At 36.2% G+C, this 26,437-nt stretch carries 29 protein-coding genes and 1 pseudogene; 12 read left to right on the plus strand and 18 right to left on the minus strand.

What is annotated here, in order from left to right:
• Window positions 1-259: 259 nt before the first annotated feature.
• On the minus strand, window positions 260-1,657 hold the full coding sequence (locus M5F03_RS01760; protein WP_249706165.1) for an iron-containing redox enzyme family protein: 1,398 nt from the start codon (window positions 1,655-1,657) through the stop codon (window positions 260-262).
• Between the two features lie 246 nt (window positions 1,658-1,903).
• Between M5F03_RS01760 and M5F03_RS01765 the strand changes: the two genes are divergently transcribed.
• The 5 genes from M5F03_RS01765 (at window position 1,904) to M5F03_RS01785 (ending at window position 6,233) form a co-directional block, all read left to right on the plus strand.
• Window positions 1,904-2,377, plus strand: a complete 474-nt coding sequence (locus M5F03_RS01765; RefSeq protein ID WP_180023743.1) for a CinA family protein — start codon at window positions 1,904-1,906, stop codon at window positions 2,375-2,377.
• Between the two features lie 189 nt (window positions 2,378-2,566).
• The gene (locus tag M5F03_RS01770; RefSeq protein WP_249706167.1) at window positions 2,567-2,908 is read left to right on the plus strand and encodes a hypothetical protein; all 342 of its coding nucleotides are present in this window, start codon (window positions 2,567-2,569) and stop codon (window positions 2,906-2,908) included.
• Window positions 2,909-2,992: 84 nt separating this feature from the next.
• Window positions 2,993-3,289 (plus strand): hypothetical protein, encoded by a 297-nt coding sequence (locus tag M5F03_RS01775; protein ID WP_078193446.1) that lies wholly within the window; start codon window positions 2,993-2,995, stop codon window positions 3,287-3,289.
• A 43-nt stretch (window positions 3,290-3,332) separates the two neighbouring features.
• Window positions 3,333-4,028: a DUF421 domain-containing protein gene (locus tag M5F03_RS01780; RefSeq protein ID WP_249706169.1), complete on the plus strand. Its 696-nt coding sequence runs from the start codon at window positions 3,333-3,335 to the stop codon at window positions 4,026-4,028.
• 126 nt (window positions 4,029-4,154) lie between these two features.
• On the plus strand, window positions 4,155-6,233 hold the full coding sequence (locus M5F03_RS01785) for a catalase (protein ID WP_249706173.1): 2,079 nt from the start codon (window positions 4,155-4,157) through the stop codon (window positions 6,231-6,233).
• A 45-nt stretch (window positions 6,234-6,278) separates the two neighbouring features.
• Here M5F03_RS01785 and M5F03_RS01790 read toward each other — a convergent pair whose 3' ends face one another.
• A complete protein-coding gene (locus tag M5F03_RS01790; protein ID WP_249706174.1) occupies window positions 6,279-8,249 on the minus strand; it encodes a glycine betaine transporter in 1,971 nt (656 codons plus the stop codon).
• Between the two features lie 525 nt (window positions 8,250-8,774).
• On the opposite strand from M5F03_RS01790, the gene M5F03_RS01795 reads away from it, so the two are divergent.
• Complete coding sequence (locus M5F03_RS01795) at window positions 8,775-9,335, plus strand: lipocalin family protein (protein ID WP_078190805.1); 561 nt, start codon at window positions 8,775-8,777, stop codon at window positions 9,333-9,335.
• A gap of 175 nt (window positions 9,336-9,510) precedes the next feature.
• Window positions 9,511-9,744, plus strand: coding sequence for a DUF2171 domain-containing protein (locus tag M5F03_RS01800; protein WP_078193451.1), 234 nt, complete (start codon window positions 9,511-9,513; stop codon window positions 9,742-9,744).
• 337 nt (window positions 9,745-10,081) lie between these two features.
• On the opposite strand, the pseudogene M5F03_RS16720 reads toward M5F03_RS01800, so the two are convergent.
• The 9 genes and pseudogenes from M5F03_RS16720 to M5F03_RS01840 all read right to left on the minus strand — a co-directional run.
• Window positions 10,082-10,207, minus strand: a pseudogene (locus tag M5F03_RS16720) (putative metallopeptidase); the annotation flags it as partial.
• A 312-nt stretch (window positions 10,208-10,519) separates the two neighbouring features.
• On the minus strand, window positions 10,520-10,729 hold the full coding sequence (locus M5F03_RS01805) for a cold-shock protein (protein WP_111883687.1): 210 nt from the start codon (window positions 10,727-10,729) through the stop codon (window positions 10,520-10,522).
• Between the two features lie 367 nt (window positions 10,730-11,096).
• Entirely contained in the window at window positions 11,097-11,366 is a 270-nt protein-coding gene (locus tag M5F03_RS01810) for a hypothetical protein (protein WP_078193453.1), read from the minus strand.
• Window positions 11,367-11,472: 106 nt separating this feature from the next.
• Entirely contained in the window at window positions 11,473-11,880 is a 408-nt protein-coding gene (locus M5F03_RS01815) for a hypothetical protein (protein WP_249706176.1), read from the minus strand.
• Window positions 11,881-11,934: 54 nt separating this feature from the next.
• A complete protein-coding gene (locus M5F03_RS01820) occupies window positions 11,935-12,147 on the minus strand; it encodes a hypothetical protein (RefSeq protein WP_180115731.1) in 213 nt (70 codons plus the stop codon).
• 3 nt (window positions 12,148-12,150) lie between these two features.
• The gene (locus tag M5F03_RS01825) at window positions 12,151-12,366 is read right to left on the minus strand and encodes a cold-shock protein (protein ID WP_249706180.1); all 216 of its coding nucleotides are present in this window, start codon (window positions 12,364-12,366) and stop codon (window positions 12,151-12,153) included.
• A 123-nt stretch (window positions 12,367-12,489) separates the two neighbouring features.
• Window positions 12,490-12,711 carry a transposase gene (locus M5F03_RS01830; protein ID WP_067766975.1) on the minus strand — a complete coding sequence of 74 codons (222 nt, stop codon included), beginning with the start codon at window positions 12,709-12,711 and terminating at the stop codon, window positions 12,490-12,492.
• A 933-nt stretch (window positions 12,712-13,644) separates the two neighbouring features.
• Complete coding sequence (locus M5F03_RS01835; RefSeq protein WP_180102255.1) at window positions 13,645-13,854, minus strand: cold-shock protein; 210 nt, start codon at window positions 13,852-13,854, stop codon at window positions 13,645-13,647.
• Between the two features lie 1,191 nt (window positions 13,855-15,045).
• Complete coding sequence (locus tag M5F03_RS01840) at window positions 15,046-15,276, minus strand: hypothetical protein (protein WP_078190858.1); 231 nt, start codon at window positions 15,274-15,276, stop codon at window positions 15,046-15,048.
• Between the two features lie 236 nt (window positions 15,277-15,512).
• On the opposite strand from M5F03_RS01840, the gene M5F03_RS01845 reads away from it, so the two are divergent.
• Both M5F03_RS01845 and M5F03_RS01850 read left to right on the plus strand, forming a co-directional pair.
• Window positions 15,513-15,989 (plus strand): CinA family protein, encoded by a 477-nt coding sequence (locus tag M5F03_RS01845; protein ID WP_168379808.1) that lies wholly within the window; start codon window positions 15,513-15,515, stop codon window positions 15,987-15,989.
• Between the two features lie 78 nt (window positions 15,990-16,067).
• Window positions 16,068-16,685 carry an aminotransferase gene (locus M5F03_RS01850; protein WP_180106444.1) on the plus strand — a complete coding sequence of 206 codons (618 nt, stop codon included), beginning with the start codon at window positions 16,068-16,070 and terminating at the stop codon, window positions 16,683-16,685.
• 64 nt (window positions 16,686-16,749) lie between these two features.
• Here M5F03_RS01850 and prpC read toward each other — a convergent pair whose 3' ends face one another.
• Entirely contained in the window at window positions 16,750-17,886 is a 1,137-nt protein-coding gene (prpC, locus tag M5F03_RS01855) for a bifunctional 2-methylcitrate synthase/citrate synthase (protein ID WP_078193462.1), read from the minus strand.
• 3 nt (window positions 17,887-17,889) lie between these two features.
• The gene (gene prpB / locus M5F03_RS01860) at window positions 17,890-18,774 is read right to left on the minus strand and encodes a methylisocitrate lyase (RefSeq protein ID WP_111883701.1); all 885 of its coding nucleotides are present in this window, start codon (window positions 18,772-18,774) and stop codon (window positions 17,890-17,892) included.
• A 239-nt stretch (window positions 18,775-19,013) separates the two neighbouring features.
• On the opposite strand from prpB, the gene M5F03_RS01865 reads away from it, so the two are divergent.
• From M5F03_RS01865 to M5F03_RS01875, 3 genes are all read left to right on the plus strand, one after another.
• A complete protein-coding gene (locus tag M5F03_RS01865; RefSeq protein ID WP_078188637.1) occupies window positions 19,014-19,667 on the plus strand; it encodes a TetR/AcrR family transcriptional regulator in 654 nt (217 codons plus the stop codon).
• A gap of 112 nt (window positions 19,668-19,779) precedes the next feature.
• Entirely contained in the window at window positions 19,780-20,700 is a 921-nt protein-coding gene (gene argF, locus M5F03_RS01870) for an ornithine carbamoyltransferase (protein WP_078193464.1), read from the plus strand.
• Between the two features lie 91 nt (window positions 20,701-20,791).
• Window positions 20,792-21,268 (plus strand): hypothetical protein, encoded by a 477-nt coding sequence (locus M5F03_RS01875; protein ID WP_249706182.1) that lies wholly within the window; start codon window positions 20,792-20,794, stop codon window positions 21,266-21,268.
• A gap of 64 nt (window positions 21,269-21,332) precedes the next feature.
• Here M5F03_RS01875 and M5F03_RS01880 read toward each other — a convergent pair whose 3' ends face one another.
• From M5F03_RS01880 to argC, 5 genes are all read right to left on the minus strand, one after another.
• A complete protein-coding gene (locus tag M5F03_RS01880; RefSeq protein ID WP_111883867.1) occupies window positions 21,333-21,686 on the minus strand; it encodes a YnfA family protein in 354 nt (117 codons plus the stop codon).
• Window positions 21,687-21,763: 77 nt separating this feature from the next.
• Entirely contained in the window at window positions 21,764-24,040 is a 2,277-nt protein-coding gene (gene clpA, locus M5F03_RS01885; protein ID WP_249706184.1) for an ATP-dependent Clp protease ATP-binding subunit ClpA, read from the minus strand.
• 12 nt (window positions 24,041-24,052) lie between these two features.
• Complete coding sequence (clpS, locus tag M5F03_RS01890; protein WP_078188641.1) at window positions 24,053-24,466, minus strand: ATP-dependent Clp protease adapter ClpS; 414 nt, start codon at window positions 24,464-24,466, stop codon at window positions 24,053-24,055.
• A gap of 18 nt (window positions 24,467-24,484) precedes the next feature.
• Window positions 24,485-25,234, minus strand: coding sequence for a hypothetical protein (locus tag M5F03_RS01895; RefSeq protein WP_078193467.1), 750 nt, complete (start codon window positions 25,232-25,234; stop codon window positions 24,485-24,487).
• A gap of 79 nt (window positions 25,235-25,313) precedes the next feature.
• Window positions 25,314-26,366, minus strand: coding sequence for an N-acetyl-gamma-glutamyl-phosphate reductase (argC, locus tag M5F03_RS01900; RefSeq protein ID WP_249706185.1), 1,053 nt, complete (start codon window positions 26,364-26,366; stop codon window positions 25,314-25,316).
• Between the last annotated feature and the right edge of the window lie 71 nt (window positions 26,367-26,437).

Here is a 26,437-nt window from a genome sequence, read left to right on the forward strand (position 1 = left end):
GTTGTATTCACTTGTATTTTCAAACACTTAAAAATTTTAATGGTTGTATAAGATTGCAGTCATTTGGCTATATTTGTAGCTCAACAGTCTACAAATGAGTCTACAAATTGCAAAAAAATATTTTTTTTGATTTTTTGTAGACTGCTTTAAAAACTCATTAATTTTCACTATTTTATCACTGTTTATCGCATAAAAGAAAAACCGCCCGAAGGCGGTTATTTTTGACGATGAAAGTTATAAATCTTTTGGAGTATTTATTTTATTGGCGGGCTAGAGATGGAAATAAACTCTCTACGATACGCTGGGTACTCCATAAACCAATTTCTTGATGATGCATATGAGGTGCTAAATACTTTAGAAGTTTGTTGATCTTATATCCTGTATTCGTACTTCCATCAAATTGTTTCTTAAGCTCAGCCATTTCATGGTTGGCTAAATAATTAAATGAATTGGTCTCTAGGAAGTTTTTCACAAACTCATTATTCACTTGATTTTGTTTGGAATCTACTGATTTACCTGCAATCCAGTCATAAATAAAAGTTTTTTCAACAGCATTAAACACTCCAAACATTTTACCGTCTTCGTCGTGAATCATCTGCCAAAACCTACTCTCTTCAGGTGGTCGATTCAATTTTATCCAGCCCATACGGACAAGTTCAAAAATAAACTCTTCAACACTATCATCTTCAGATAGCCATTCATTCGTCGTTCTATTGTTAAACATACATTTATTACTATGCATATGTTTACCAACGATCGCTTTTTTCTTAAATATTTCTAGGACCATTTTTTCGGTGCTTAAATTTTTAATTATCTGAACTGAACTCATTCCCTTATTATTTAGGAGGTATCCAATTTTGAGTTTACGAATGAACTCATCTTTAGATCTGTACCTTGTAGAAAGTTTTTTAATGGCATTGGTCGCAAGCTGCGCATGCCCACTATCAAAATTATCTATCGTGATATGAACATTAAAATAGTGTGCATCAATTCCAAGTTCTTTTAACTCGTAATTGCTAATTAGCAAATGTAAAGGAAGTTGTTCATAGCCTAAATTAAAACCTGCTATCTCTGGTATAAACTCTGAAGGTGCATATGCAAGCGCAAGCTGTATTGCTGCTTGATGGTAATAGGCATCAGATAAGTTTAAAGATAGTTGATTCAAACCATGTGCCAGTAGTAGGTTGTCGTACATTCTCACGTGATTGGCTTTTTCTGAACCGAGACCAAGTTCCTCTAAATATATCTGAATAAAATCTCTAAATACTGGATCATTCCAATACTGAGTAAAGCTATATAGCCATGAACCATCCACTTTTTTTGTGGGTGCAACCTTGTATAAAAACTCATAAGCTTTACTAACTGATGAAAAATACTCTCTTCCTCCACCCTGCTTTCGTCTATCTAGGTATTCTTTATAGTATTCACACTGTGTGCGGTTATTATGATGAATCCAATCGACAAGATGGTCTAGTTCGTCTGGCATGTCACTGATATGGTCTAGAGTTTTAATTTCATTTTCTAGAACCTTAAATGCCTTTAATTCTTTGGCAGAATTAGGTATTGAAGCATCTAAGAAGAACTCAACAATTTCGAAATATTTCTGATGATCTTTGGTTATTAAATTTAAGATTCTTTCTTTTACTGCTGTAGGCATTATAATTCTCACGCGGTAAATGATTCTTCTTAACCTTAGTTCAGAAAATAAGTAGTATTTGTTAATTTTTTTTAATAAAATTTAACGCAATGTAATATTTTAAAAATTTTAATATATAAAACACACCTTTAGCATAATTTTTAACAAGTTTTTAAAAAGTAACATTTTTTGATGTGACTTAATTCACATATTCATATTTAAATATCAATTATGATTCTTTTATAAAATATTCATAGGATAATTTATATGAAATCAATTTTTGACTTTATTTCTAAAAAATCCCTATCGATAACGCTATTTGAAAGTGCGAGTGCAGGTTATTTAGCATATAGAATTTCACAAGATAAAAACTCTGGAATACTTCTGGATGGTTCTATTGTTAGTTATGACTTACTATTCAAGAAGCGTATTTTAAATATAAAACAATCACTTATAGATAAATATACTGCTGAATCCCCAGAAGTAACCAATCAAATGATTATAAATGGGAAAAAATTATTTAAATCAGATATTTATATATCTTGCACTGGACTTTTAAAGCGCGGAGGATCCGAAAACAAAAAGAAACCTGTAGGTACTTTTTTCTATTGCATTTACTTCAAGAAAAAATTTTATAATTTCAAAATTTTAACTAAAGGTAAGCCTATCAAAAAATTAAAAATACTATATAAAGCTCTATGCAAGTCACTCACTAAAATATTAAAAAATTATTATTGTTAGTTTCATTTAATTAAAAAAGGACTATTTATGTATATAAAACAGCCCCCAAAGTTTTACTTTTAAACAAATTGAAACTTAATAAAGATTATGTAACATCTTTAATAATCATATTAGCAATATTCATGTTAATAATAAATGATCTACTGTAATTGAGTAGATTATCTAATTAATCTTTAAAGGAACAGTATTATGTCTAATTATAACCAAGATCAAAATAATGATACTCGCTTACAGCACCAACGTGGCGATACTCAAAAACCTCAAAACCAACAAAATCAGCAGTCTGATCAGCAGCGCCAGCAGAATGATCAGCAACAACAGCAGCAACTCCAACATCAACAAAACCAACAATCTGATCAGCAGCGCCAGCAGAATGGTCAGCAACAACAGCAGCAACCCCAACATCAACAAAATCAGCAGTCTGATCAGCAGCGCCAGCAGAATGGTCAGCAACAGCAGCAGCAACCCCAACATCAACAAAACCAACAGTCTGATCAACAGCGTCAGCAGAATGATCTGCAAGACCAATAGTCAAAGTAACAACATTAATTTTTATTTGCAGAAGTAGCTCAGGGATCGCTACTTTTGCAATTTATTAAATAATTTATCGGAGTTATTACTATGAACGACCATCAAAATGAACATCCAATACATCATGACTGGCGCACGGATTACTCCAATAGACCGTACTATGGGGATCTGCAACGCGAAGTGCCAGATATAGATTATGACCGTGATCTAAGGTCAGCTTATGAGCTTGGTGAGCGCGAACGTCATTTGTACGGTGAAAATGCGCGTTTCGAAGATTCTGAGCCGGATTTACAAACCAAATGGGAAGAGTTTAAAGCAGATTCTCGCTTGAAATGGGAACATGCTAAGCATGCGATTAAGGATGCTTGGGATAAAATTTAACCCTGTATGTATGTAAAACTAGAATTAATAAATTGTATCAAATATGGACTTCATAAAAATAATTCTGCATGACACCTCTTTTAACTTTGCATTGGAAATTATTTTCCGATGCATCATTATGTTTATCTTAATTATTACTTTTTTAAGATTTTCAGGTAAAAGAGGTGTCAGGCAACTTTCAGTATTTGAGTTAGCTATTATTTTAAGTTTGGGATCTGCAGCAGGCGATCCCATGTTTAATGATGATATCCCCATCATTCAAGCACTCATAGTATTTGCAGTCATTATTCTTCTCTATAGATTAACTACATACCTCATCATGAAATCAGATTCATTTGAATCCATGTTAGAAGGTAGGCCAATGTATATCGTCAAAGATGGCTTATTGATTGTTGAAGATATCAAACAGGAAAAGTATTCATATGACGAATTTTTTGCTGAGTTAAGGCAAAACAAAATAGAACACTTAGGGCAAGTCAAATCAGCCTTACTTGAAACAGATGGGTGTCTAAGTGTAATCCCTTATGCCAAGGATAATATTAAATGGGGACTACCAATTTTTCCTGATCACTACCAAAAAGCACAGCGTTTTGATTCCAAAAAATACTATTCGTGCATGCTGTGTGGTCAAACACAATTTATTAGTTCTCTAAATGCTCAATGCCCCCGCTGCAAATGTGAACGCTGGGCTGAATCTGCTTTTTATTGTGAAAGCAACTCTATTCAACCCTCAGATTGAACACAAAATAGACAATTTTTTACTTTAAATTTGCCGAGCATCTTTATTGTCTATATTAGCTTTATGCAATAGCAAAACCTTATCTAGCACATGTACTAAATAACATCATACAAAGGGATGTAGCTCATGAAAAAATCAAATAACCCTAAAATTGATCAGTTTGAAAAAGAGGCATATGTAGACCCTAAAGGTAAAACACTGACTTCATCTTTGGGTGTACCTGTAGCTGACAATCAAAATAGTTTAAAAATAAATCAGACTGGCCCTACTCTGTTAGAAGATTTTCTATTAAGAGATAAGTTAATTCATTTTGACCGTGAACGTATCCCTGAGCGTGTAGTGCATGCTCGTGGTGTTGGAGCGCATGGTTATTTTGAAGCTTATGAAGGCAACGAAAAATGGACTAAGGCTAAATTTTTGACTAATACTCAAAATCCAACACCAATCTTTGTCAGAATTTCTACAGTGCAAGGCGGACGCGGATCAGCTGATGTAGTCCGTGATGTACGCGGGTTTTCCATTAAGTTTTATACCGAAGATGGAAACTACGATTTAGTCGGTAATAACATTCCTGTATTTTTTATTCAGGACGCAATCAAGTTCCCTGACTTTGTCCACGCTGTAAAGCCTGAAGATCCGAATGAAGTTCCAACCGGTCAATCTGCGCATGATACTTTTTGGGATTTTATTTCTTTAAATACTGAAGCCTCTCATATGACAACCTGGGTGATGTCAGATCGTGCTATCCCACGGAATTTACGATCGATTCAAGGTTTTGGTGTACATACCTTCAGATTAATTAACAAAGATAATCAGGCGCATTTGGTTAAATTTCACTGGACTCCTAAGCAAGGTGTTGCTCAAGTCGTTTGGGATGAGGCCTTAAAGCTTAATGGCAAAGATCCAGACTTCCATCGACGCGACCTTTGGGATGCCATTGAACGTGGCAATTATCCTGAATGGGAATTAGGGGCACAGATCTTTACTGAAGAAGAAGCGGCTCAATGGGACTTTGATGTTTTAGATGCTACAAAGCTGGTACCTGAAGAGCTTGTACCTATTACCCCACTAGGTAAATTTACTCTAAATCGAAATACAGATGATTTCTTTGCAGAAACAGAGCAAGTTGCTTTCAGTCCAGCCAATATTGTTTCAGGAATTGATTTTAGTAATGATCCTTTATTACAAGGTCGTTTGTTCAGCTATACAGATACGCATCTGCACCGCTTAGGAACAGCAAACTTTAATCAAATTCCAATTAATAAACCGGTCTGCCCTTTCCATACCAATCGACGTGGCGGCTATGCAAACCATGAAGTCTATAAATGTAAAGCGAATTATGAGCCTAACTCTGTAGATGAAAATTGGCCTAGAGAATCTAATAATGATCCGCATGCATTTCGAACCCATCCTGAACAAATCCAAGGCAGCAAGTTAAGAATTAGACCAGAAAGCTTCGCAGATCATTTCTCGCAAGCGACCATGCATTACCAAAGTCTTGCTAAGCATGAACAACAGCATATAAAGGATGCCTATGCATTTGAACTCTCAAAAGTGAAAGCTGTTGAAATTAGGGAACGAGTTGTAAATGAGGTGCTTGCAAATATTGATTTGGATTTAGCGAAATTTGTTGCAAATGAATTAGGGTTAGCTGCTCCGACTAAGCAAAATAAATCGGTTAAGAAAGCTACCATCACTAAATCTGATCACTTAAGCACATTGGCATACCCTGCATCTGATATTAAGCAACGAAAAATTGCTCTGTTGGTGCACAACGGCGCTAATACTTCCTCTATCGATGCAGTCAAAACTTGGGGCGAATCAGAAAGCGCTGTAGTCGAAGTATTAGCGCCAAATGCCGCGCCGGTGAAATCTAACGATGGTAAAGAAATTGCAGTTGATGGACGTCAGAATGGCGAACCTTCGGTTACCTACGATGCTGTCGTTGTTATTGATGGTGATAATCTAGATGAATTCCTGAATGATGGTGTAGCTAAACATTATGTATTGGAAACATTTAAGCATCTTAAACCTATAGTTTTATTGGGTGATAAAGAGGCTTTAATTAAAGAACTGAATCTCACCAAAGATGCTGCACTTCTCACTTCACAAAGTTTCAAAGATGTCAGTGATCAATTTAAAACAGCGATACAGAATCACCGTTGTTGGGACCGTGAAGATAAGGTTGCTTCTATACCTGCCTAATTTAACTATGAATGAAAAAACCGCCTTTCTGGGCGGTTTTTTTATCTATTGGTTCTTGGTTCGAACTAGATTTAAAAAATGTAGATGACGTTCGTATTGATCAATAACATCTTGCAAAATATCTTCTTGCGTCCATTCGATGATGTCATAATTTTGACCACCTTCTCTCAAAAACACTTCAGCTTGGTAATCTTGCGTAATTTCATCTGAATCAGTCATAAAACTTGGTGTATTTTTTTCTTGAACAACCACTTGGTAAATAAAATTAATCTCATCTTGATGGTTTACACGTAGCTGCAAGCCATCATCTATCGTGTTTACTGTCACATCTAAATGACGACGCTTAAACTCTTTCTGTAGATTTAAAAATGCCTGGCTTACCGTTGTATCAATATACTGTTCAACTTCTTCACGTGTATGCGGATAATGCATAATCAATCCTAAACGTTGCTGCCAACTTCTTGGATTATGAATTGCTCTAGGTGTAATACGTGCATCCTGTAATGCTTGCATCTTGGTTGCATCTAAATGTAGAGCCTTGACTAAGCCCCAGCAAATTAAAAGCATTACGAAGGTGAATGGTAATGCACTCAACATTGTTGCAGATTGCAAAGCACCTAAACCTCCAGCGAACAACAAAACAATCGCAAGCACTGCCATTATTGTTGTCCAAAACAATCGCTGCCAAGTTGGAGAGTTTTCAGATTTTGCAGTTAGATAGTCTGTAACTAAAGCCCCTGAGTCTGCCGACGTCACAAAAAATAGCATAACCAGTATAGTCGCAACAAAACTCATAATGCCTGAGAATGGCAAGGTTCCTAAATATTCAAATAACGCAACGGATGAATCTCGTTGCACTGCAGAAATCAGCGAGGTGTTCGTTTCGTTTAAAATACTATAGAGTGCAGCATTCCCCATGACTCCCATCCAGATCAGCGTAAAGCCTGTTGGAATAAGTAAAACACCTACAATAAACTCACGAATAGTACGTCCTTCAGACACACGGGCAATAAACATACCTACAAATGGTGACCATGAAATCCACCATGCCCAGTACATAATTGTCCAACCACCGATCCAACCATCAGACTGGTAGGCATATAAATTAAAGGTCATATTGAACAAATTTGAAATGTATTGCCCCGTGTTTTGGATAGTCGTTTGCAATATAAAAATGCTTGAACTAGCAAAAAATACAAATAGCAACAGGACTAAAGCTAAGCCCAGATTAATCTCTGATAATCGTTTAATACCCTTGTCTAAGCCTATAAATACAGATAAAGATGCCATAGCTGTAACAATGACAATTAAAATAAGCTGCGTCGTCGTTGAATATTCAATTCCGAATAAATAATTTAAGCCAGAGTTAATTTGGGTTACACCAAAACCTAATGTCGTTGCAACACCAAATACTGTACCGATGGTCGCAAAAGTATCCACACCATCTCCAATTGGACCATAAATTTTCTTTCCAATGAGCGGGTATAAAGCAGAGCGAATTTTTAGTGGTAGATTATGTCTATATGCAAAGTAAGCTAACGCCAAGCCAACAATTGTGTAGATTGCCCAAGCATGAAGTCCCCAATGGAAGAATGTTACACGCATAGCTTGCTGAGCTGATTGGATAGTTTCAGGCTCACCAGTTGGAGGTGAAACATAGTGCATCACTGGTTCCGCGACACCGAAGAACATTAAGCCAATGCCCATACCAGCTGTAAATAGCATAGCGAACCAAGAGCTATTACTAAACTTTGGCTGGCTATGGTCTAAACCAAGTTTAATTTTACCCATATTTGAACAGGCAATATAAATAAGCACTAAGAGAAAAATGGCTACAGATAGTACATAGAACCAACTGAATGAGTTTGTAACCCATTGATTCAGTTGTTTAGTTATTAAATCAAAAGCATTGGGAGCTAAAAATACAATGGCAATAAAAATGCCGATAATAACAACTGTGCTAATAAACACATTTGGATTCACATTGGAATACCATGACGGTTTCAATGAAGACATACCTTCCCTATTCCGTTTTATTTGTAAGACAGATCTAAATTGATCAAAGAGATATCCGCTACTTGCGAAAGAAACAGGCTTGTATTGAAAAGTGCTGGCATTTTCATTTTCGTTTGAAAATTTAAAGCTGACTCGTTCAAAGCCGTTGTTTAGAGTTTGAGCATGTTATCATATTTTTAGATATATAATCCAATATTAAGTAGTAAAGCAAATTAAGACCATTACTAAACTATTTATTTCGTCAATTAATTTTCTTATTCAATACTCTCTTGAAGTGCTTTAGAAGTAAGTGAGTTCTTAGAAAGTAATTATAATTTTGCTTAATGTAAGCATTTTTTCACTTAGTTTTTGGGCTTATATAAGTAATATTATTTTATCTGTTAAAAATGGTAGTAAAAGGATTAATAAAACTTGAAAAGTTAAACAATGATTAAAGATCAAATACTTAATACATAAAAAAACAAAATGACCTTAAAAGCAATTTATAGTAATTAATTCACTTTCAAATTAAAGTAGGCTTATAACATGAATTCAAAAACCCGTAAGCTCCTTTTAGCTGGTGGTGCAGTACTTATAGCTGGTTCAATGCTCTCAACTGCAAATGCAAACACTACGGAAGTCCAAGCGGTATCAAAGGTAGATTTAAATAAATATCTTGGTACATGGCATGAAATTGCACGTAAGCCGCTATATTTCCAGAACAAATGTGATTACAACGTCACTGCTAAATATTCTTTAAATGAAAATGGTAACGTGAAAGTAGATAATAGTTGTTATAGCGCAGATGGTAAACTTAACCAATCAATTGGTGAAGCATATGTTCAGAATGCGCCAGCCAACTCGAAACTTAAAGTGAGCTTTTTACCAAAAGCAATTCGTTGGTTGCCAGTAGGCCGTGGTGATTATTGGGTTCTAAAAATTGATGATGACTATCAAACTGCATTAGTTGGGTCACCAAATAAAAAATATCTTTGGGTACTCAGCAGAACTGCTAACCCTGACCAGGCCACAGTTGATGAATACTTAGATTATGCAAAATCCATCGGTTTTGATTTATCAGATCTGATTAAGACTAAGCATAAGTAATAATCCAATAAGTCCCCATCATGGGGACTTATTTCTAAATAATACAATGTAATTTATCTGGCCATGAACGTAAGAATATAAGGCCCTTTGTATCCCTTCTATTTCAATCCCTGATATCAGCGTCTATTTACGATAGGCTGAATGCTCACTCACATTGAAATAGGATAATATTCTAATGACTACTATTAATGTTGAAAATATTAAGAGCCATGCAGATGTAATTGCTTCATGTGGGACTAAAGTTGGTGAAGTAGACCACTTGCAAGGTTCGGATCAAATTAAACTGACTAAGCATGGTGATGGTCATCACCACTTAATTCCAGTTTCATGGGTTGGTGAAATTACAGACAATAAAATTGTACTGACTAAAGACTCTCAAGAAGTTAAAGATAATTGGATTGAAGCTTAAAACCCTAATCCAAAAAAACCCTCTTAATGAGGGTTTTTTCATATCTGCTGTAATAATCATTGGAGGAAGTTAGTCTTTATCTAATGTATGAGGTGTTGTCGTCTCTTCATTTTCATTGCTGTCTTTTTGCTGGCAACCTACCAGCCCCAATACGAGTACCACGCTTATAATGGCTAACGTTTTCATACTTTAGGCCTATATATTTGTTAAAACTCTACACTAACAAAGCATGACGATTACTGTGTAAATTTATGAAAATCATTGATGAGATAAATAATAAGAAATTCTTTAAATAAAGTTTTTCATATATTAATGATTGTCTAGATTATGAAGTTATCCCTACATTTAAATAATTATCTTTCACCCAGGCCAATAATTCTTGTGCTGCTGCAAGACGTATGGCGTCTTCTTCCTCGGCCTGATCAATTAGATCTGAAGGAGGGAATGGTCTAAAGTATTCCAAGTTTAGCTCCTATTATTGAGTGTGACTTAATCCTGCTCTAGCTTCGATGATGATTTTTTGAATTTCTTCCCGTCGTTGTTTCTTCTTTTCATGGTAAATCCACACAGAAGAAATCAACACACTTATAATTAGTCCGCCAATCAGTACTTGTAGTCTTGTAAAGGCCATTTTTTATTGCTCTTATCATGTAGTTTTCATTTAATTAAATTAAGCATTTAAATATTAAAACTTAATGGCAATTAATGACAAAAACCCGTCAATTATTGACGGGTCAAGACATGACATGTCATTACATGTTTAGTAAATATTTTTTTAGAGAATTTGGATATTGCTGGCTTGCTTGCCTTTCTTGCCATTTGTAATTTCAAACATTACACGCTGACCTTCCTCTAGTACTTTATAGCCATCGATTCGTACTTCACTATAGTGTGCAAATAATTCTTCACCAGTATCGGAAGCAATAAATCCAAAACCTTTTGTACCGTTGAACCACTTCACTGTACCGTTTGTTAAATTAGACATTCATATTCCCTTTAAGTAATTATCAGTTTAGAAATTGCTGTAAATATTGATTAATTAACAAGCATATTCAATATAACCAATAATCCTTAAATATGAGGATACAACTGTTAGATCTATGTGAATCAAGTTCTTGTTTTATTTTGCAATTACACACAAAAGTGATAAATATCCCTCATATTAAGGTAATAATCAGATAAAGATTGTAATATTTGATCATTCACATTTTCCATAAATTGAATGAAAAAAGCCCCACATATACATGTGAGGCTTCACCCAATTCATTTGCGCTGATATGAGCCAGTAAATTATAAAACACTTTAATCAAAATATGTATTCAAAATATATCTTTAAAGCATATTGATATGAACTATCGATTCAACTGCGTGTATGCCCATTTTAAAAATTTATCTTTATCATGAAAGTTTGGTACATTGATTAAGTGAATAAAACTCACTGCTCCAAATTTACCCGCAATCTTTTTAGGATCAACAATTTCAAAATCATTGTCATTACCTAAATTCAGTTCTTTAAAAAACTCAAGAACCTTGTTATGCAAACCTTGCTGTGAATGTTCAGTTCGCTCTATTAGAAAATCATAAATCTGGCTTAAAACATGTAATTCAAAATTTTTATTCATGACTTTCTTCTCATAATTGTTAAGGTTGAAATCCAAAACTAACGGATATTATGAGAAAGTTAAAGTAATCAAACATCCTGAAACAATAAGCTTTGAAATATCTAACTTATAATAATTCATCTTTTTTTAAAGCTTTTAACCAGACCGTTGCACGCCCCATATTGATATCAGCTAATTCAAACCTGTGAAATCGATATCCCAATTCTTCAGCATGGTCATAACGATCCATATTCCAAGCCTTGGTTGCAAGTTTGTCTTTACGACCTCCAGACCATGGACCAGTTGCTATTTCAATTAGCATGCGATGTTCGATGAGGTGTAAATCAAAACGCCAATGTTTGGTACTTTTGAAATGAAAGTACTCCTCATACTTCATTTCCATCCGGTCTAATATTTCTTTTAACCTCTCGAATGCTTCAAAGTATTTTTCACTGGCTTTAGGTAATGGCCTGGTGCGTGGTTTCTTTTTGGGAGGTATCTTTTTGGTTAGCGCTTTATATACATCAGGCTCCATATTTCACCCAATAAAAAACCTCCCGGAGGAGGTTAATTTAATTGCATGTAAAAATTAAAATAACTTAAATATTTTTCCAGTTTTATCACTGTAGAAATGCATATCAAAGCTAGGCTTAATTATTTCATCATCTATATTTAGATAACGGACGCAATCACCATAACTATTTGGCTCATCAGAGGATTTTTCGCACATAGCTTCTAGTGTATAGACAGCGCCATGTTGATCAACCACATCTAACATTACTTTGTTTAGTAAAGTATCCATGTATTATCCATCAATCCCAATGATTTCACTCGCTTGGAAACCACGTTGACCTTTTGATACGGTGAATTGTACACGTTGACCTTCAGCAAGTGATTTGAAACCACCTGAAATGATTTGAGAAAAATGAGCAAAGACCTCTTCGCCATTATCAGCCGCGATGAAACCGAAGCCTTTAGTATCGTTAAACCACTTAACAGTACCTGTAGTTAAATTTGACATAATAATTTCCTTTAATAATATTTAATTTAGAGTTCTTCAAAAATTAAGAAAATAAATAGTTAATCTATAAATAATTTAATTAAAAAATTTAGCTCTAAACTGTTTAGGTTTGAGAGTGAATGTTTAAAAATACAATTTATATAGTTTATTTAGTTCAGTATAAAAAGATTTACCATCAATATTTAAAGTTAGCTTTTGTCCTGACTCTAGGACAACTTGTTTAGCAACTTCAACTAAAGTTTTACCATTCAAATTGCTTTGAATTTTTTTTAACGGAATAATATTCACACGAATTTCATCGCCGTTAGTTGCTGAAGCAGTAGTCCAGCCGTTAGATATGTTCATTTATTGACTCATATAATGAGCTTTTGTAAACAGAATAGTATTAAAAATAAAACCAACTTTAATTTTGGAGATTGTTCACTTAAGAAAAATTTAAACTTATGATATTTACAGTAGCTATGAAATTTAAGAAAAGATATAAAAATTAAATCATTATCTTAAAAATATGATTTAAGGAAAACCCACGGATAGCTGCAGGCTTCCCTTGATCGGCATGATGCGAATTCATGCTATGCGTTAACTGTTTGAATTTGATGCTTGAACATCAGAATGGAGGGAATACGCAATTCCGTTAACAACTCAAACACTACCGTTCCGCTTACGGATTCGATCAAACACACTATATCAAATATTTTAATATATACATAATGTTATTTCAATTTTATTTATATTTCATAACTTATAAATTAACTTTTTTGTTAGCTAGGCATATTCGGGGCATTAGGATTACAACACTTCATACTAATTTCTAAGTCTAGTTTCGCCTGTGCTTTGTCTGTCATATAGTCACCAAAAAAATCCCGCTACTTCCTAGCGGGATTTTCTGAAACTTTAAATTATTTTGAGCCGTTATTTCTTTACTTTTAAACAACTCTGACAAAAAAATTAAATTTCCATCAAAGCACTTTCGTGTAACCATCTCACCATGAATACCAACCAAGCATTTTAGAAGTTGTAACATTTTAAGGGTCCCTGATATATTAAATTAATTATTTAAATTTAAGAGCTTAAATATTATTTAACCAGTCGTTCCATTTCACTTAACCTTATTTCCGTGTTCTGTCTATGAACCACAAAACAGACAACGATTAAACTACATAGAAATATTGTAATAAGTATTTTGAAGCTTTTACGCATATGGAGAAACCTCAAAAATTTTTTACGGCTAAATTTTTTATGTTTATTAACTGCGGTTAGCAACCCAACACAGTTGCCTTACATAACTGTGATATTGCTAGCTTGTCGGCCTTTTTTTCCTTGAGTAATTTCAAATTGTACACGCTGGCCTTCTTTAAGTGCTTTATAGCCGCTCATGTTTATTTCACTGTAGTGTGCAAATAAATCTTCACCACTATCAGATTGTATAAATCCAAATCCCTTACCTTCATTGAACCATTTCACTATACCACTGGCATTGTTAGTCATTTTTTATTCCTAATGTTTGAGTTGGTTATTTCATACTCTTTAGTAATACTTAGTAAGTTATTTAGTTAGTTTAGTTGCTCATAAGCCCATTTTAAGAACTTATCCTTTTCTCGAAATAAGGGTACTAATCTAAGATTGATTTTAGATATGCTCCCAAATTTTCCATAAAGGATATTTGGCTCCGTTTGTATGACGTCCGATTGATCTCCTTGAGAAAGTTCTTTGAAAAACTCCATAGCTTGGTTATAGGGTGTTAATTTTCGAATCCTTCCCGTTCGACTATAAAATCATAGATCTGCCTTAAAACATGATGATCATATAGATTGGGCATTTTGATTGCTCGATTTAGAATTGTTGTTCTATAAATCTAACTAAATTGTATAAATTTAAAAAGTGCGAAATAGAAAAAAAAATAAAAAATTAATGTAAATTAAAGATATTAATTTTATCCATTTTAAATATCTAGCTAAACCATTGTTAAGTTTAATTAAAATACATAACCTAAAAGTCTTAAAAGTTATTTTTTTACAATTTTAAAAAATTAAAGTTTTTATATCGTTAAAGGCTTTGTTGCACAAACCTACCGGTAAGGTCTTATTCCGCAATATAATTCCTAGATGAACAAACCTACGTCCAAAAACTTTCGTACGTGGCGCTTCTTCTTTCATAAAATCTTGCATAGAAAAACCTTGCTATCGTTTTGGCTTTACCCATACACAAATGAATTAAAACCATTAGCTCTATTTTAAATTTATTCAAAAATTTATATCAATATTTTTGATAAAAAATTTAATTATGTAGTTTTACTTACTAAGCTTTTTATTTAAAGCCAAAGATGTTGGTAACCAACTTAGATCATTTTGGATTAATAAAATAGAAATACACAACTAAGCATACTAGCGAAATCGTTGAAATTAAAAGATAAGTGCCCGTTGTATTAAAGCTTTTTAGAAATTTAAATAAGTCCATCATTTCTTCCCCCCATGAAAAAACAGATAAATTATACTAAATAATATCTGGGGGATTAAATAGCTGTTAGTCGAATAGCGAAGACGACACGATCAAGTGGTCATTAAAAATACATATCTCCTTTAAATCTAGATTTATATATAAATTTGAGTCTGTCAAATACAAAAAAACAGCTCCCAACTCAATGAGAACTGTATTTTTAATACTACAAATTGATCGAAATTAAACAGCAAGTACTTTCACAATAATGGTTTGCATGTCTTCATTTTCTTCCGCCAAATAAACTCGCTTTAACTCTTTGCTTTTCACTTTGAATTGATGATTTTGATACTGAATTACAGCCGGAATTTGATCAAAATACAGGCTATCTGCGTCTAATTCTTCTTGAAAAAGTGGCGTGCCCAATTGATAGTCTAGGCTTTTTAATACTACATATTTAACAGTCGTTTTCATTGAAATAAACCTACTTTTGTTACGCTCTTTATTTTAAGTTTTAACATCGTTTTCCTTCCGAAGAAACCTTTATTTCATATTTTCGTACAGCTTCTAAACAATCACGCTATTTTCGTGAATTCCACAACACACACAGTACCAACTTAGACTTTTAGTGAAATTACAGGCGAGCGAAATCAATGCTAAAATTTTAAGAATACTAATGATCATTCACCATTCTACTTTGGGGTAAGCACATGCTTAAACAGTGTTGCGATGCTTTAGAACAAAAATCCATGACTATCGCGTTTATCGAGAGTGCAAGCTCTGGTTATTTATGTAGTCAATTTTCAATTTATAAGAATAGTGGTGCAGATATCTTATTAGGTGGACTAGTGAGCTATGATCCATCAATCAAGCGTGAAATTTTAAAAGTAGATCCTCTACTAATAGAAAAATTTACGGCCGAATCCGCAGAAGTGACTCAAGCGATGGCTGAGCAAGGACAACAACTATTTTTACATGCGGACTTTGTGGTGGCCTGCACTGGATTACTCAAACCTGGTGGCAGTGCAACCGTAGAAAAACCCGAAGGTACATTTTATATTTCAATCTTACATGACGGTCGTATCTATAATTATCACTATTTTATTTTAGGTACGGCTTTAGAACGCCTAGATCAGTTAACTGAAAATGTTGCTCACAGTGTATTAGACATCTTAAATGCAGAATAAAACATACATAATCTTCATATTTAAATATCATTTTGCATCGCATACTGTATTAAGGAATTTACTTATCAGGACAAGAAAATGCAGCTACGTCATTTCAATGCATTCGCAATTAGCACCCTACTGTCCTGCTCTGCTTTCGCGACGGTAGGCGGCCCTCAAACCATTGAGGTTTTAGGTTTTGATAAAAAAGATCAAAAAATCTATTTAATGCGTCATTTTGAAGATGGTCGTGGTCGTTTACCACAATTATATTATTATCAATTAAATAGCCAAAAGCCGACGCAATTAATTACAGTGAAGTCTTTGTATATTAATCCAAAGACAAAACGGATTGATTACGATCAAGACAGCACCCAGTTTGATAAAGAAATCGCGAAAATAAAAAAACGTTTAGTCAAGTTAACACCTGTAAATAACAATAATGCTCGAATACAGGTATTAACAACCATGAATGGCACTGCAAAATCATGGTATGACCCCACTGAAACCATTGATAAATGGACCTATCAATATCGTGTTAAAAATTCGCAGTATAAAAGCGCTGTACAAAAGGCTGAGACCTATAAAGAAGGTTTAAAAATCTCTAAAACTTATCGTGTAGTGCAAAAGCCTTTTTATTTAGTAACTGTTAAATATCTAGGGATTCCATTTGAAACAGGATATAGCGTTGAAGATCCAGTTTTACTATCCAAATAGATTGTTAAATTAAATAACAAATAATAAAAAAGCCTCTTTTGAGGCTTTTTTATTACACTTAAAATTATGCTGCAGAACGCTCTGCAATTGGCACAACTTTACGTAATTCCGGACCTGTATAGTCCGCACTTGGGCGAATAATACGATTGTCCGCACGTTGTTCCATCACGTGTGCTGCCCAACCCGTTACACGGCTCATCACGAAAATTGGCGTAAACAGTTTAGTTGCAATATCCATGAAATGATATGCAGATGCATGGAAGAAATCAGCATTACAGAATAATTTCTTCTCACGCCACATCACTTCTTCACAGCGCACTGATACAGGATAAAGTACAGTATCACCGACATCTTTTGCTAGGCGTTCAGACCATTTCTTGATAATGCCATTACGTGGATCGTTATCTTTGTAAATCGCATGACCAAAGCCCATGATCTTTTCTTTACGCTCAAGTTTGCCTAGCATTTCTCGCTCAGCTTCTTCTGGAGACGTCCAGTTTTCAATCATTTCCATTGCTGCTTCATTTGCACCGCCATGTAATGGGCCACGAAGTGAACCAATTGCACCTGTGATACATGAATGCATATCTGACAATGTTGATGCACATACACGCGCTGTGAATGTTGAAGCGTTAAACTCATGCTCTGCATACAGAATCAGTGACACGTTCATCACTTGCTCATGCAATTCATTTGGTTTTTCGCCACGAAGTAAATGTAAGAATTGAGCGCCGATTGAATCATCATCGGTGTTTTCTTCTACACGTACGCCATCATGACTGAAGCGATACCAGTAGCAGATGATCGCAGGTAGCGTTGCCAAAATACGGTCTGCAACATCTTGTTGTTCATCGAATGATTTTTCAGTTTCAAGGTTACCGAGCATTGAAACGCCTGTACGCATCACGTCCATTGGGTGTGAGTCAGCAGGAATACGTTCTAATACTTCTTTCAATGCTTGCGGCAATTGACGCAATGATTTGAGTTTGGCTTTGTATGCTGCTAGTTGTTCTGTTGTTGGCAATTCACCAAAGAAAATGAGATACGCAACTTCTTCAAACTGACAGTTTTCTGCCAAATCTTGAACGTCATAACCACGATAGGTTAAGCCCGCACCACTTTTGCCTACAGTTGACAATGCAGTTTTACCAGCTACTTGTCCGCGCAGTCCTGCGCCCGTGAGTACTTTTCCTTCAGCCATTTTTTATTTTCCTTCAGTGAACAATTTATCTAAGGTGTTTTCAAAAGTGTGATAATCGAGGAATTGATAGAGTTCTTTTCGTTGCTGCATTTTATCTAGTACATTGACTTGTGTACCGTCATTGCGGATCGCATGCATTACTTCGAGTGCCGCTTTTTGCATTGCACGTGTTGGTGATAATGGGTAAAGCACCATTGCAATACCCTGCTCGCCTAGTTCTTCTTTGGTGTAGTAAGGGGTATCACCAAACTCTGTAATGTTTGCCAGTACAGGGACACCGACTGCATCGCAGACTGTTTTATACATGGTAATGTCAGTCATCGCTTCAGCAAAGATGGCATCTGCGCCTGCTTCTACACATGCACATGCACGGTCGATCACTGCTTGCAAACCTTCTTTTTGTAATGCGTCTGTACGTGCCATCACTACAAAGTTTGAATCGGTTTTTGCATCAACAGCCGCTTTAATACGGTCAACCATTTCCTGCTGCGTCACAATTTCTTTGTTCGGACGGTGACCACAACGCTTTTGTGCCACTTGGTCTTCGATATGAACCGCTGCAGCACCCGCAGCAATCATTTGCTTCACAGTGCGGGCAATATTAAATGCACCGCCCCAACCTGTATCGATATCGACAAGCAATGGCGTATCTACACGTTCAGTAATACGACGAACATCTTCCAAAACATTATCTAAACTGGTCATGCCTAAGTCAGGTAAACCATATGAATAGTTCGCAACACCTGCACCAGATAAATATATGGCTTTATAGCCAACTTCTTTTGCCATCATTGCTGCATAGGCATTTACTGTGCCAATGATTTGTAATGGTTTTTCGATTTCCAATGCTTGTCTAAATCTTAAGCCTGCAGACGTTTGTTGTGTCATATTCCTTTCCACGGCATTTACTTTAATTTTCGAAGTTTGAGTATATCCATATTTTTTTCCAACTCTATGGCTTTGTAGAATATTAACTCTAAAACTTTAGTCAAATATTTCACTTGTCACCTATCTGTTGTTATTCTTTAGTCAAAGATCCCTTATTTATGAGCAAAGCAGAAAAGTACTGAATTTTTTGCTATAATTATCGTCAAATCAGCTCTTTTTTTGTTAAATATTATCACTTTATGCAAGATTTAATACACATTGAACCTTTAACGCATGACCAGCCACAAACGCGGCGCGGACATGAACGATGTGTTGCGCTTTTAGAAAGTGCTACGGAGCTTTTTTTAAAACGTGGGTTTGATGCAGTTTCATTAGATGACATCGTGAACCATGCGGGTGGTTCAAAAGCGTCAATCTATAAATATTTTGGTAATAAAGACGGATTATTTAAGGCCATTTGTGACTATCGTCGCTGCTTATTTTTCAAAGATATTTGCCTACCATTTACGGTGAGCCCTGACACCGATATTCGTGCTTATCTCATCAATACTTTAAGTGACTTTCATCAGCATATCGTGATGCCTGAAAATGCGGCATTTATGCGGTTAGTCTTAGAACAAACAGGACGTAATCCTGAAATAGCACGTTATATTCATGAGCAAGGCCCAAAACAAATTCAGAACACCGTTGCAGAAATTTTAAATCAAGCGCATCAACACGGTTTGCTGTATTGTGAAAACCCGTTGTTTTCGGCTCAATTTTATTTTGGAATTTTGCGAAATTTAGAATGGCGCGTTCTCATGGGCATTACCATTGATGAAAATGATCAAGAAACCATCAATTACATCAGTTATTGCGTCGATCGTTTCCTAGACGGTCACCAAAAGCGCTAGATTTTTTGCAATTTACCTCTCTTATAGTATATTAATCGATTCCTTTTTCTCTAACCAACCAACAACTAATTGTTGTTTTGTTTTTTGATTCAGCAATTATTGTGGAGTAACAATGGCTCTACGTCACTTTCTAACTTTACGCGATTTATCGACTTTAGAACTCAATCAAATTGTACAGCGCGGTATCGAACTCAAGCGCAAACAGCATAACAATGAAGTTTTCCAACCTTTCGTTGGTAAAGTCATGGGCATGATTTTTGAGAAATCGAGCACCCGTACACGTGTATCGTTTGAAGCAGGAATGAGCCAATTTGGTGGTAGTGCAATTTTCCTTTCATCTCGCGACTCTCAATTAGGTCGTGGTGAGCCAGTGGAAGATTCTGCACGTGTGATTTCAAGCATGCTTGATATTGTGATGATTCGTACTTTTGGTCATGACATTGTTGAACGTTTTGCTTCTTATTCAAAAGTTCCTGTCATCAATGCATTAACAGATGATCATCACCCTTGCCAATTACTTGCCGATGTTCAAACATTTGTTGAACACCGTGGTTCTATTGAAGGTAAAACGGTTGCTTGGATTGGTGATGGCAACAATATGTGTAACTCATATATTGAAGCGGCTCATATGTGGGGCTTTAAATTAAAAATCGCTGCACCTAAGGGCTATGAACCTAAAGCAGAATTTTTATCTGAATTTGCACACTGTGTGGAACTTGTTGATTCTGCAGAAGATGCTGCGGTTAATGCAGATTTAATCGTGACAGATGTTTGGGCAAGTATGGGCCAAGAAGAAGAGCAAAAAATTCGTGAAAAAGCGTTTGCTGATTATCAAGTAAATGAACGCCTGATGGATCTTGCTCACGCTGACTGCTTATTTATGCACTGCTTACCTGCGCATCGTGGCGAAGAAATTTCTGAAAATATGCTTGACCACAAAAATGCCGTGGTTTGGGATGAAGCTGAAAATCGCTTACATGCACAAAAAGCACTTGTTGAATTTTTAATTAACGAAAATCTTAAAAAAGACTAAGGTTTTACTTAGATAAAAAAAGCACCTTCGGGTGCTTTTTTTGTTTTTGCATGCTTTAATAAAACCATAACTTTTATAAGTGATTAAGATTATGCGTTTAAGAAATATTTGCTTATTGGCTCTTGGATTGAGCTTATCTACTTTTAGCTTTGCTGGTGAACCAAGTGAATTAGATCAATACTTGGTGATAAATCAGATTTTAGATAGCAATTTTAAAATTAAAAATAAAACAGGTTTAAACGAAATACTGGCTGCCATTAGTGATGAAGATTCACGCACTCTTCCCTATCAAGTTGATCAGAATATGTTGATGGAAAAAATGGAAATTGAAGCGGATAAGATTGAAATTGATGGTATTATCACCACCCCTGATTTTGCGCAATTTGAACAATCAGTCGGTGAACATAAGGTGAAGCAACTCATCAAGCATAATTCACTCCAAAACTGTGAATTACTATTCGAGCATCAATTTCAACGTGTTAATCCATATAAAATTGAAATGGATCTAAGCTCGGGTAGCAATCAATACGAAATTATCATTAAAAATACAGAGTGCAAATTTAAATAAATATCTAATTTCTTACAGCTCTTGGTTTCTTACAGCTCTTGGTTTAACTTTTGCATTGTTTAACTTAACGAATTAAACCTTGAGGCTGTAATACAATCACAGCTGCGCCCACCAACACAATGACGCCACCTAGCATATCCCAACGTGTTAGAACTACGTGATCGACAAAACGCAACCACAGCAATGCAGAGAAAATGTAGATTCCGCCATAGGCTGCATAGATACGACCCGAAGCTGCTGGATGCAACGTCAATAACCAAACAAATGCAGCCAATGCAAGCGCTGTTGGAATCCATAACCACTGCGATTTTTGCTGATTTAAAATCAAATATGGGAAGTAACAGCCTAAAATTTCCATCAGTGCTGTCAGTGCAAATAAACCAAATGTGGTCAGCACTTTTGTTAATGGTATGTCCATCATTGAGAAACCCAAATCTAGCGTCGAATAAATATAAAAAACCCGTGCAAGCACGGGTTTTTCGTTAATTAAATTACTTAAGCAGGTTCAGCGGTTTGGTCTTCAAACACTTCGAGTTTTAAGCCCACAGCTTTACCATTTTCTTTCTTCACTGAAACACCAACATTACCGCCATGTTCCGCAAGCTCGCCAAACAAAATCATTTCAGCAAGCGGTTTCTTCAAATGCTCTTGAATTAAACGCTGCATTGGACGAGCGCCCATCAAGCGATCGTATCCTTGCTCTGCCATCCATTCGCGTGCATCTTGGTCAACCTCAAGAACCACTTTTTTGTCATCTAACTGTGCCTGAAGCTCTGTTAAAAACTTATCAACCACACTTTCAATGACAGTTGTTGGCAATGCTTTAAATTGAATAACACCATCTAAGCGGTTACGGAACTCCGGAGAGAAGGCTTTTTTCATCGCGTCTTGGTTATCATTACTGTTATCTTGATCCATGAAACCAATGCTCACACGTGAAATTGATTCTGCACCAATATTGGTAGTCAGCACTAACACGACGTTACGGAAGTCAGACTTACGACCATTGTTATCCGTTAATGAACCATGATCCATAATTTGTAATAACAAATTAAAGACATCTGGATGTGCTTTCTCAATTTCGTCTAGTAAAAGTACGCAATGCGGATTCTTATGAATCGCGTCGGTCAACAAACCACCTTGATCAAAACCTACATAACCCGGAGGCGCACCAATTAAACGAGATACGGCATGACGTTCCATGTATTCCGACATATCGAAACGTACAAGTTCAACGCCTAATAATTTTGCCAATTGCTTAGTGACTTCAGTTTTACCCACACCTGTAGGACCAGCAAAGACAAAATTACCCACTGGCTTATCTGGTGCTTTTAGACCTGCACGAGATAATTTAATCGCAGATGCAAGCGCTTCAATCGCTTCATCTTGACCAAACACCACACGTTTCAGATCACGCTCTAGATGTTCAAGAACGCTCTTGTCATCTTTAGAGACAGTTTTTGGTGGAATACGCGCAATTTTCGAAACGATATCTTCAATGTTTTCAACTGAAATGACTGTATCATCTTGCTCAGCTTTTAAACGACGCTGCGCACCAGCTTCATCAATCACATCAATGGCTTTATCAGGCAAGAAACGATCATTGATAAATTTCGCAGATAGTTCTACCGCAGAAACCAACGCTTGATCTTCGTATTTCACATGATGGAATTCTTCAAATTTGCCTTTTAAGCCACGCAGAATATCAATCGTTTCTGAAATAGATGGTTCATTGACATCAATTTTTTGGAAACGACGAGATAATGCATGATCTTTTTCAAAAACTTGACGGTATTCTTGGAAAGTCGTCGAACCGATACAACGCAAAGTACCATTCGCCAAAGCAGGTTTGATGAGGTTCGATGCATCCATCGTGCTGCCCATACTTGAGCCTGCACCGATGATCATGTGAATTTCATCAATAAATAAAATAGCTTCGGGCTTTTTCTTCAATGCATTTAACAGTTGTTTTAAACGCTTTTCAAAATCACCACGGTATTTAGTTCCTGCAACTAAAGCACCAATGTCTAAACTAAATACTTCTGCATTTTCAAGCGGTTTAGGAGCTTTGCCATTTACAATGAGCCAAGCCAAACCTTCAGCAATCGAAGTTTTACCTACACCCGGATCACCCACCAAAAGTGGGTTATTTTTACGGCGACGGCATAGAATTTGAGCTGTACGTTCAATCTCTTTTTCACGACCAATCAGTGGATCTGTTTTGCCTTTTTGAGCTTCAACATTCAGATTGGTCGTATATAGCTCTAATGGGCCAGAATTTGAAGACGTGGTGTTTTCACCATCGAGCTCTTCAATTTCCTCTTCGGCTTGGACTTCATCTTTACGTGTGCCATGTGACAAATACTGCGTTAATGTCAAACGGTTGATTTGATGGCGTTTAAGTAAATACACCGCAAATGAATCACGCTCTGAATACATCGCAACTAAAATGTCTGCACCTTCTACAGTGCGGTCATTACCACTCGATTGCACATGGAAAATTGCACGCTGCAAAATACGATCAAAACTTTCTGTAGGATGTGGTGCTTGATCGCTATTTTCGCCAAGCTTAGGGGTATGTTGTTCTACGTATTCTTCAAGTTCTTTGCGAAGCACAATAATGTCTGCGCCACATGCTTTCAATGCATTAACAGCGGAATCATTATCCAGTAAAGCCAATAATAAATGTTCTACCGTCAAAAATTCATGTCTCTTTTGACGAGCCATGCTGACAGCCAAACGTAGTGATACTTCTAATTGACGACTGAGCATGTAATCCCCTTATTAATCTTTTGGCTCAATCTGACAAAGTAATGGATGACTTTGCGACCGAGCGTAATTATTGACCTGATTTGCTTTAGTCTCTGCGATGTCTCGCGGATAAACCCCTGCAACACCCTTTCCTTCATAATGTACAGTTAGCATTACTTGAGTGGCTTGGTCAAGATTCAAAGCAAAGTATTGTTGTAAAATTTCAATTACAAAGTCCATTGGGGTGTAATCATCGTTCATTAAAACGACAGCATACATAGGAGGACGCTTTAACTCAGGTGGCGCAGTCAATACTTGAATGTCTGAATCACCATCATCCTGCGTACCTTGGCTGAGAGTCGGGTTTAGATGCCAGTCCACTAAACCAGATTGGTAAAATGAATTTTTAATGTCAGATAAACACGTTTGACGCTTATTGGTTCGCATAGGATTTAGGTTTCACACTTAGTTTGCACTTGCTTCAGTTTGAGGAATTTCTGAAAGGAAGGCAGATTGATTTTCAACAGGCTGACCTTTCGACCAGCTAAAACGGCGAATAACGGGTTTAGAACCGCTTAAACGCACTTCAATAAAGTCTGGACTAAAGCCTTTTGGCATGGTCCAACGTCCAGTGAGTCGCTCACTTTCGCTAAAGTTAAAGTTTTTGTCTTCTAAAGGCACTGCAAGTACTTCTGTACCCTTAATTAGACGCAGCTCAACACTTCCAGACACATTACTTTTTGACGGACTTACTTGAACGAGATCAAGTTGGTATTCATACGCATTTTCAGGTAACGGTTTAATCGCTAAATGTTGTACTGCAAGCGGCATACCACCACGTTGGCGCAATACTTCACGATACAAAACACCCAAATTACCGGTTAATTCTTGATCATCACGTGCTTTTTTAACAGCCAAATATAAATCATTTGAATTACTTACAGCAACATCACGCTCTTGAATTGCCGCATTCAAACTTTTATTCAGGCCTGCTAATTCAGTTTTTTGCTTTTGCACCACATCAACAAGTTGCTCTGCATCTGCATCATAACCGACCACAGTTAAGCCCTGACGATGACCAATACTATATCCGAGCAAACCGCTGCTCAATGCAAGTACAACTGCACCAATCGCCAGTGGCATATTCGTCTTCATAAAAGGCGTTTTTTCACTGTTTTCAGGTTCTGACTTGAAATTAGATTCTGTATTCGACATCGTCATCTCTTATTTTTAGTTCACTCAAGGCACACATTTAAATCCAGTTTTAAATGTGTGTGAAGTTTTAAATCGTTTCTTATGGTAATAAACCAATGCCTTGAAGTCCTGCATTTTCAGCAAAACTAAACATCAAGTTCATATTTTGTACGGCTTGACCTGCTGCACCTTTCACCAAGTTGTCTTGAGCCACCAAAATCACTAATTTTTTCGGTTGAGGTTTGCAAATCGCAATACGTAATTGGTTCGCACCACGCACAGTACGTGTTTCAGGTGAGCTACCTGCAGGCATAACATCTACAAACTGCTCATTGGCATAGAACTGTTCATATATGCTTTGTAAATCCGCAGAAGCACCTGCGTCTGTCAAATCAATATAGATAGTGCTGAGCATGCCACGAATCATCGGTACTAAATGCGGTACGAATAAAATTTCGTTAAACACACCTTTTTGACCTGAAATATTTTCTAAGGCTTCTACAATTTCGGGATGATGACGGTGACCAGCTACACCATATGCTTTAAAGTTATCTGCATTTTCAGAATAGATCATACCTAGGCTGGCTTTACGACCTGCACCAGACACACCTGATTTTGCATCAATAATAATGCTTTCAGGTTTCACTAATCCTTCGGCTTTTAATACTGGCGCTAAACCGAGCTGAACAGTTGTTGGGTAACAACCTGGGTTACCAATCACTGAAGCCTTTTGAATTTTTTCACGGTTTAATTCAGACAAACCATAAACTGAATCTTTTAATAGCTCTGGACAGGCATGGTCTAAACCATACCATTTCTCAAATTGAGCTAAGTCTTGCAAGCGGAAGTCAGCAGCAAGGTCAATCACTTTAGTATTTGCAGCAACTAACTCTTCTGCGTGTTTCATTGCTACACCGTGAGGCGTAGCAAAGAATATAACGTCACATTGTTTTAGTTCTTCAATATTTAGATCTGAATAGCAAAGGTCTGTATGTCCACGCAAGCTTGGGAACATATCATCCACACGGCGGCCATTTTCAGTACGTGATGTCAGAACTTTTACTTCTGCATTTGGGTGTCGCAGTAAAATACGCAGTAATTCAACACCTGTGTAACCTGTACCGCCGACAATACCTACTGAAATCACGCTCATTACCTCTATTCAAAGTATCCATTTGATGACTGCGTAGTATGACAGGAAGTTACGGTTTTCTGAACTGTTTT

This window comes from Acinetobacter amyesii, assembly GCF_023499985.1.
In the GTDB taxonomy this organism is placed as follows: domain Bacteria; phylum Pseudomonadota; class Gammaproteobacteria; order Pseudomonadales; family Moraxellaceae; genus Acinetobacter; species Acinetobacter amyesii.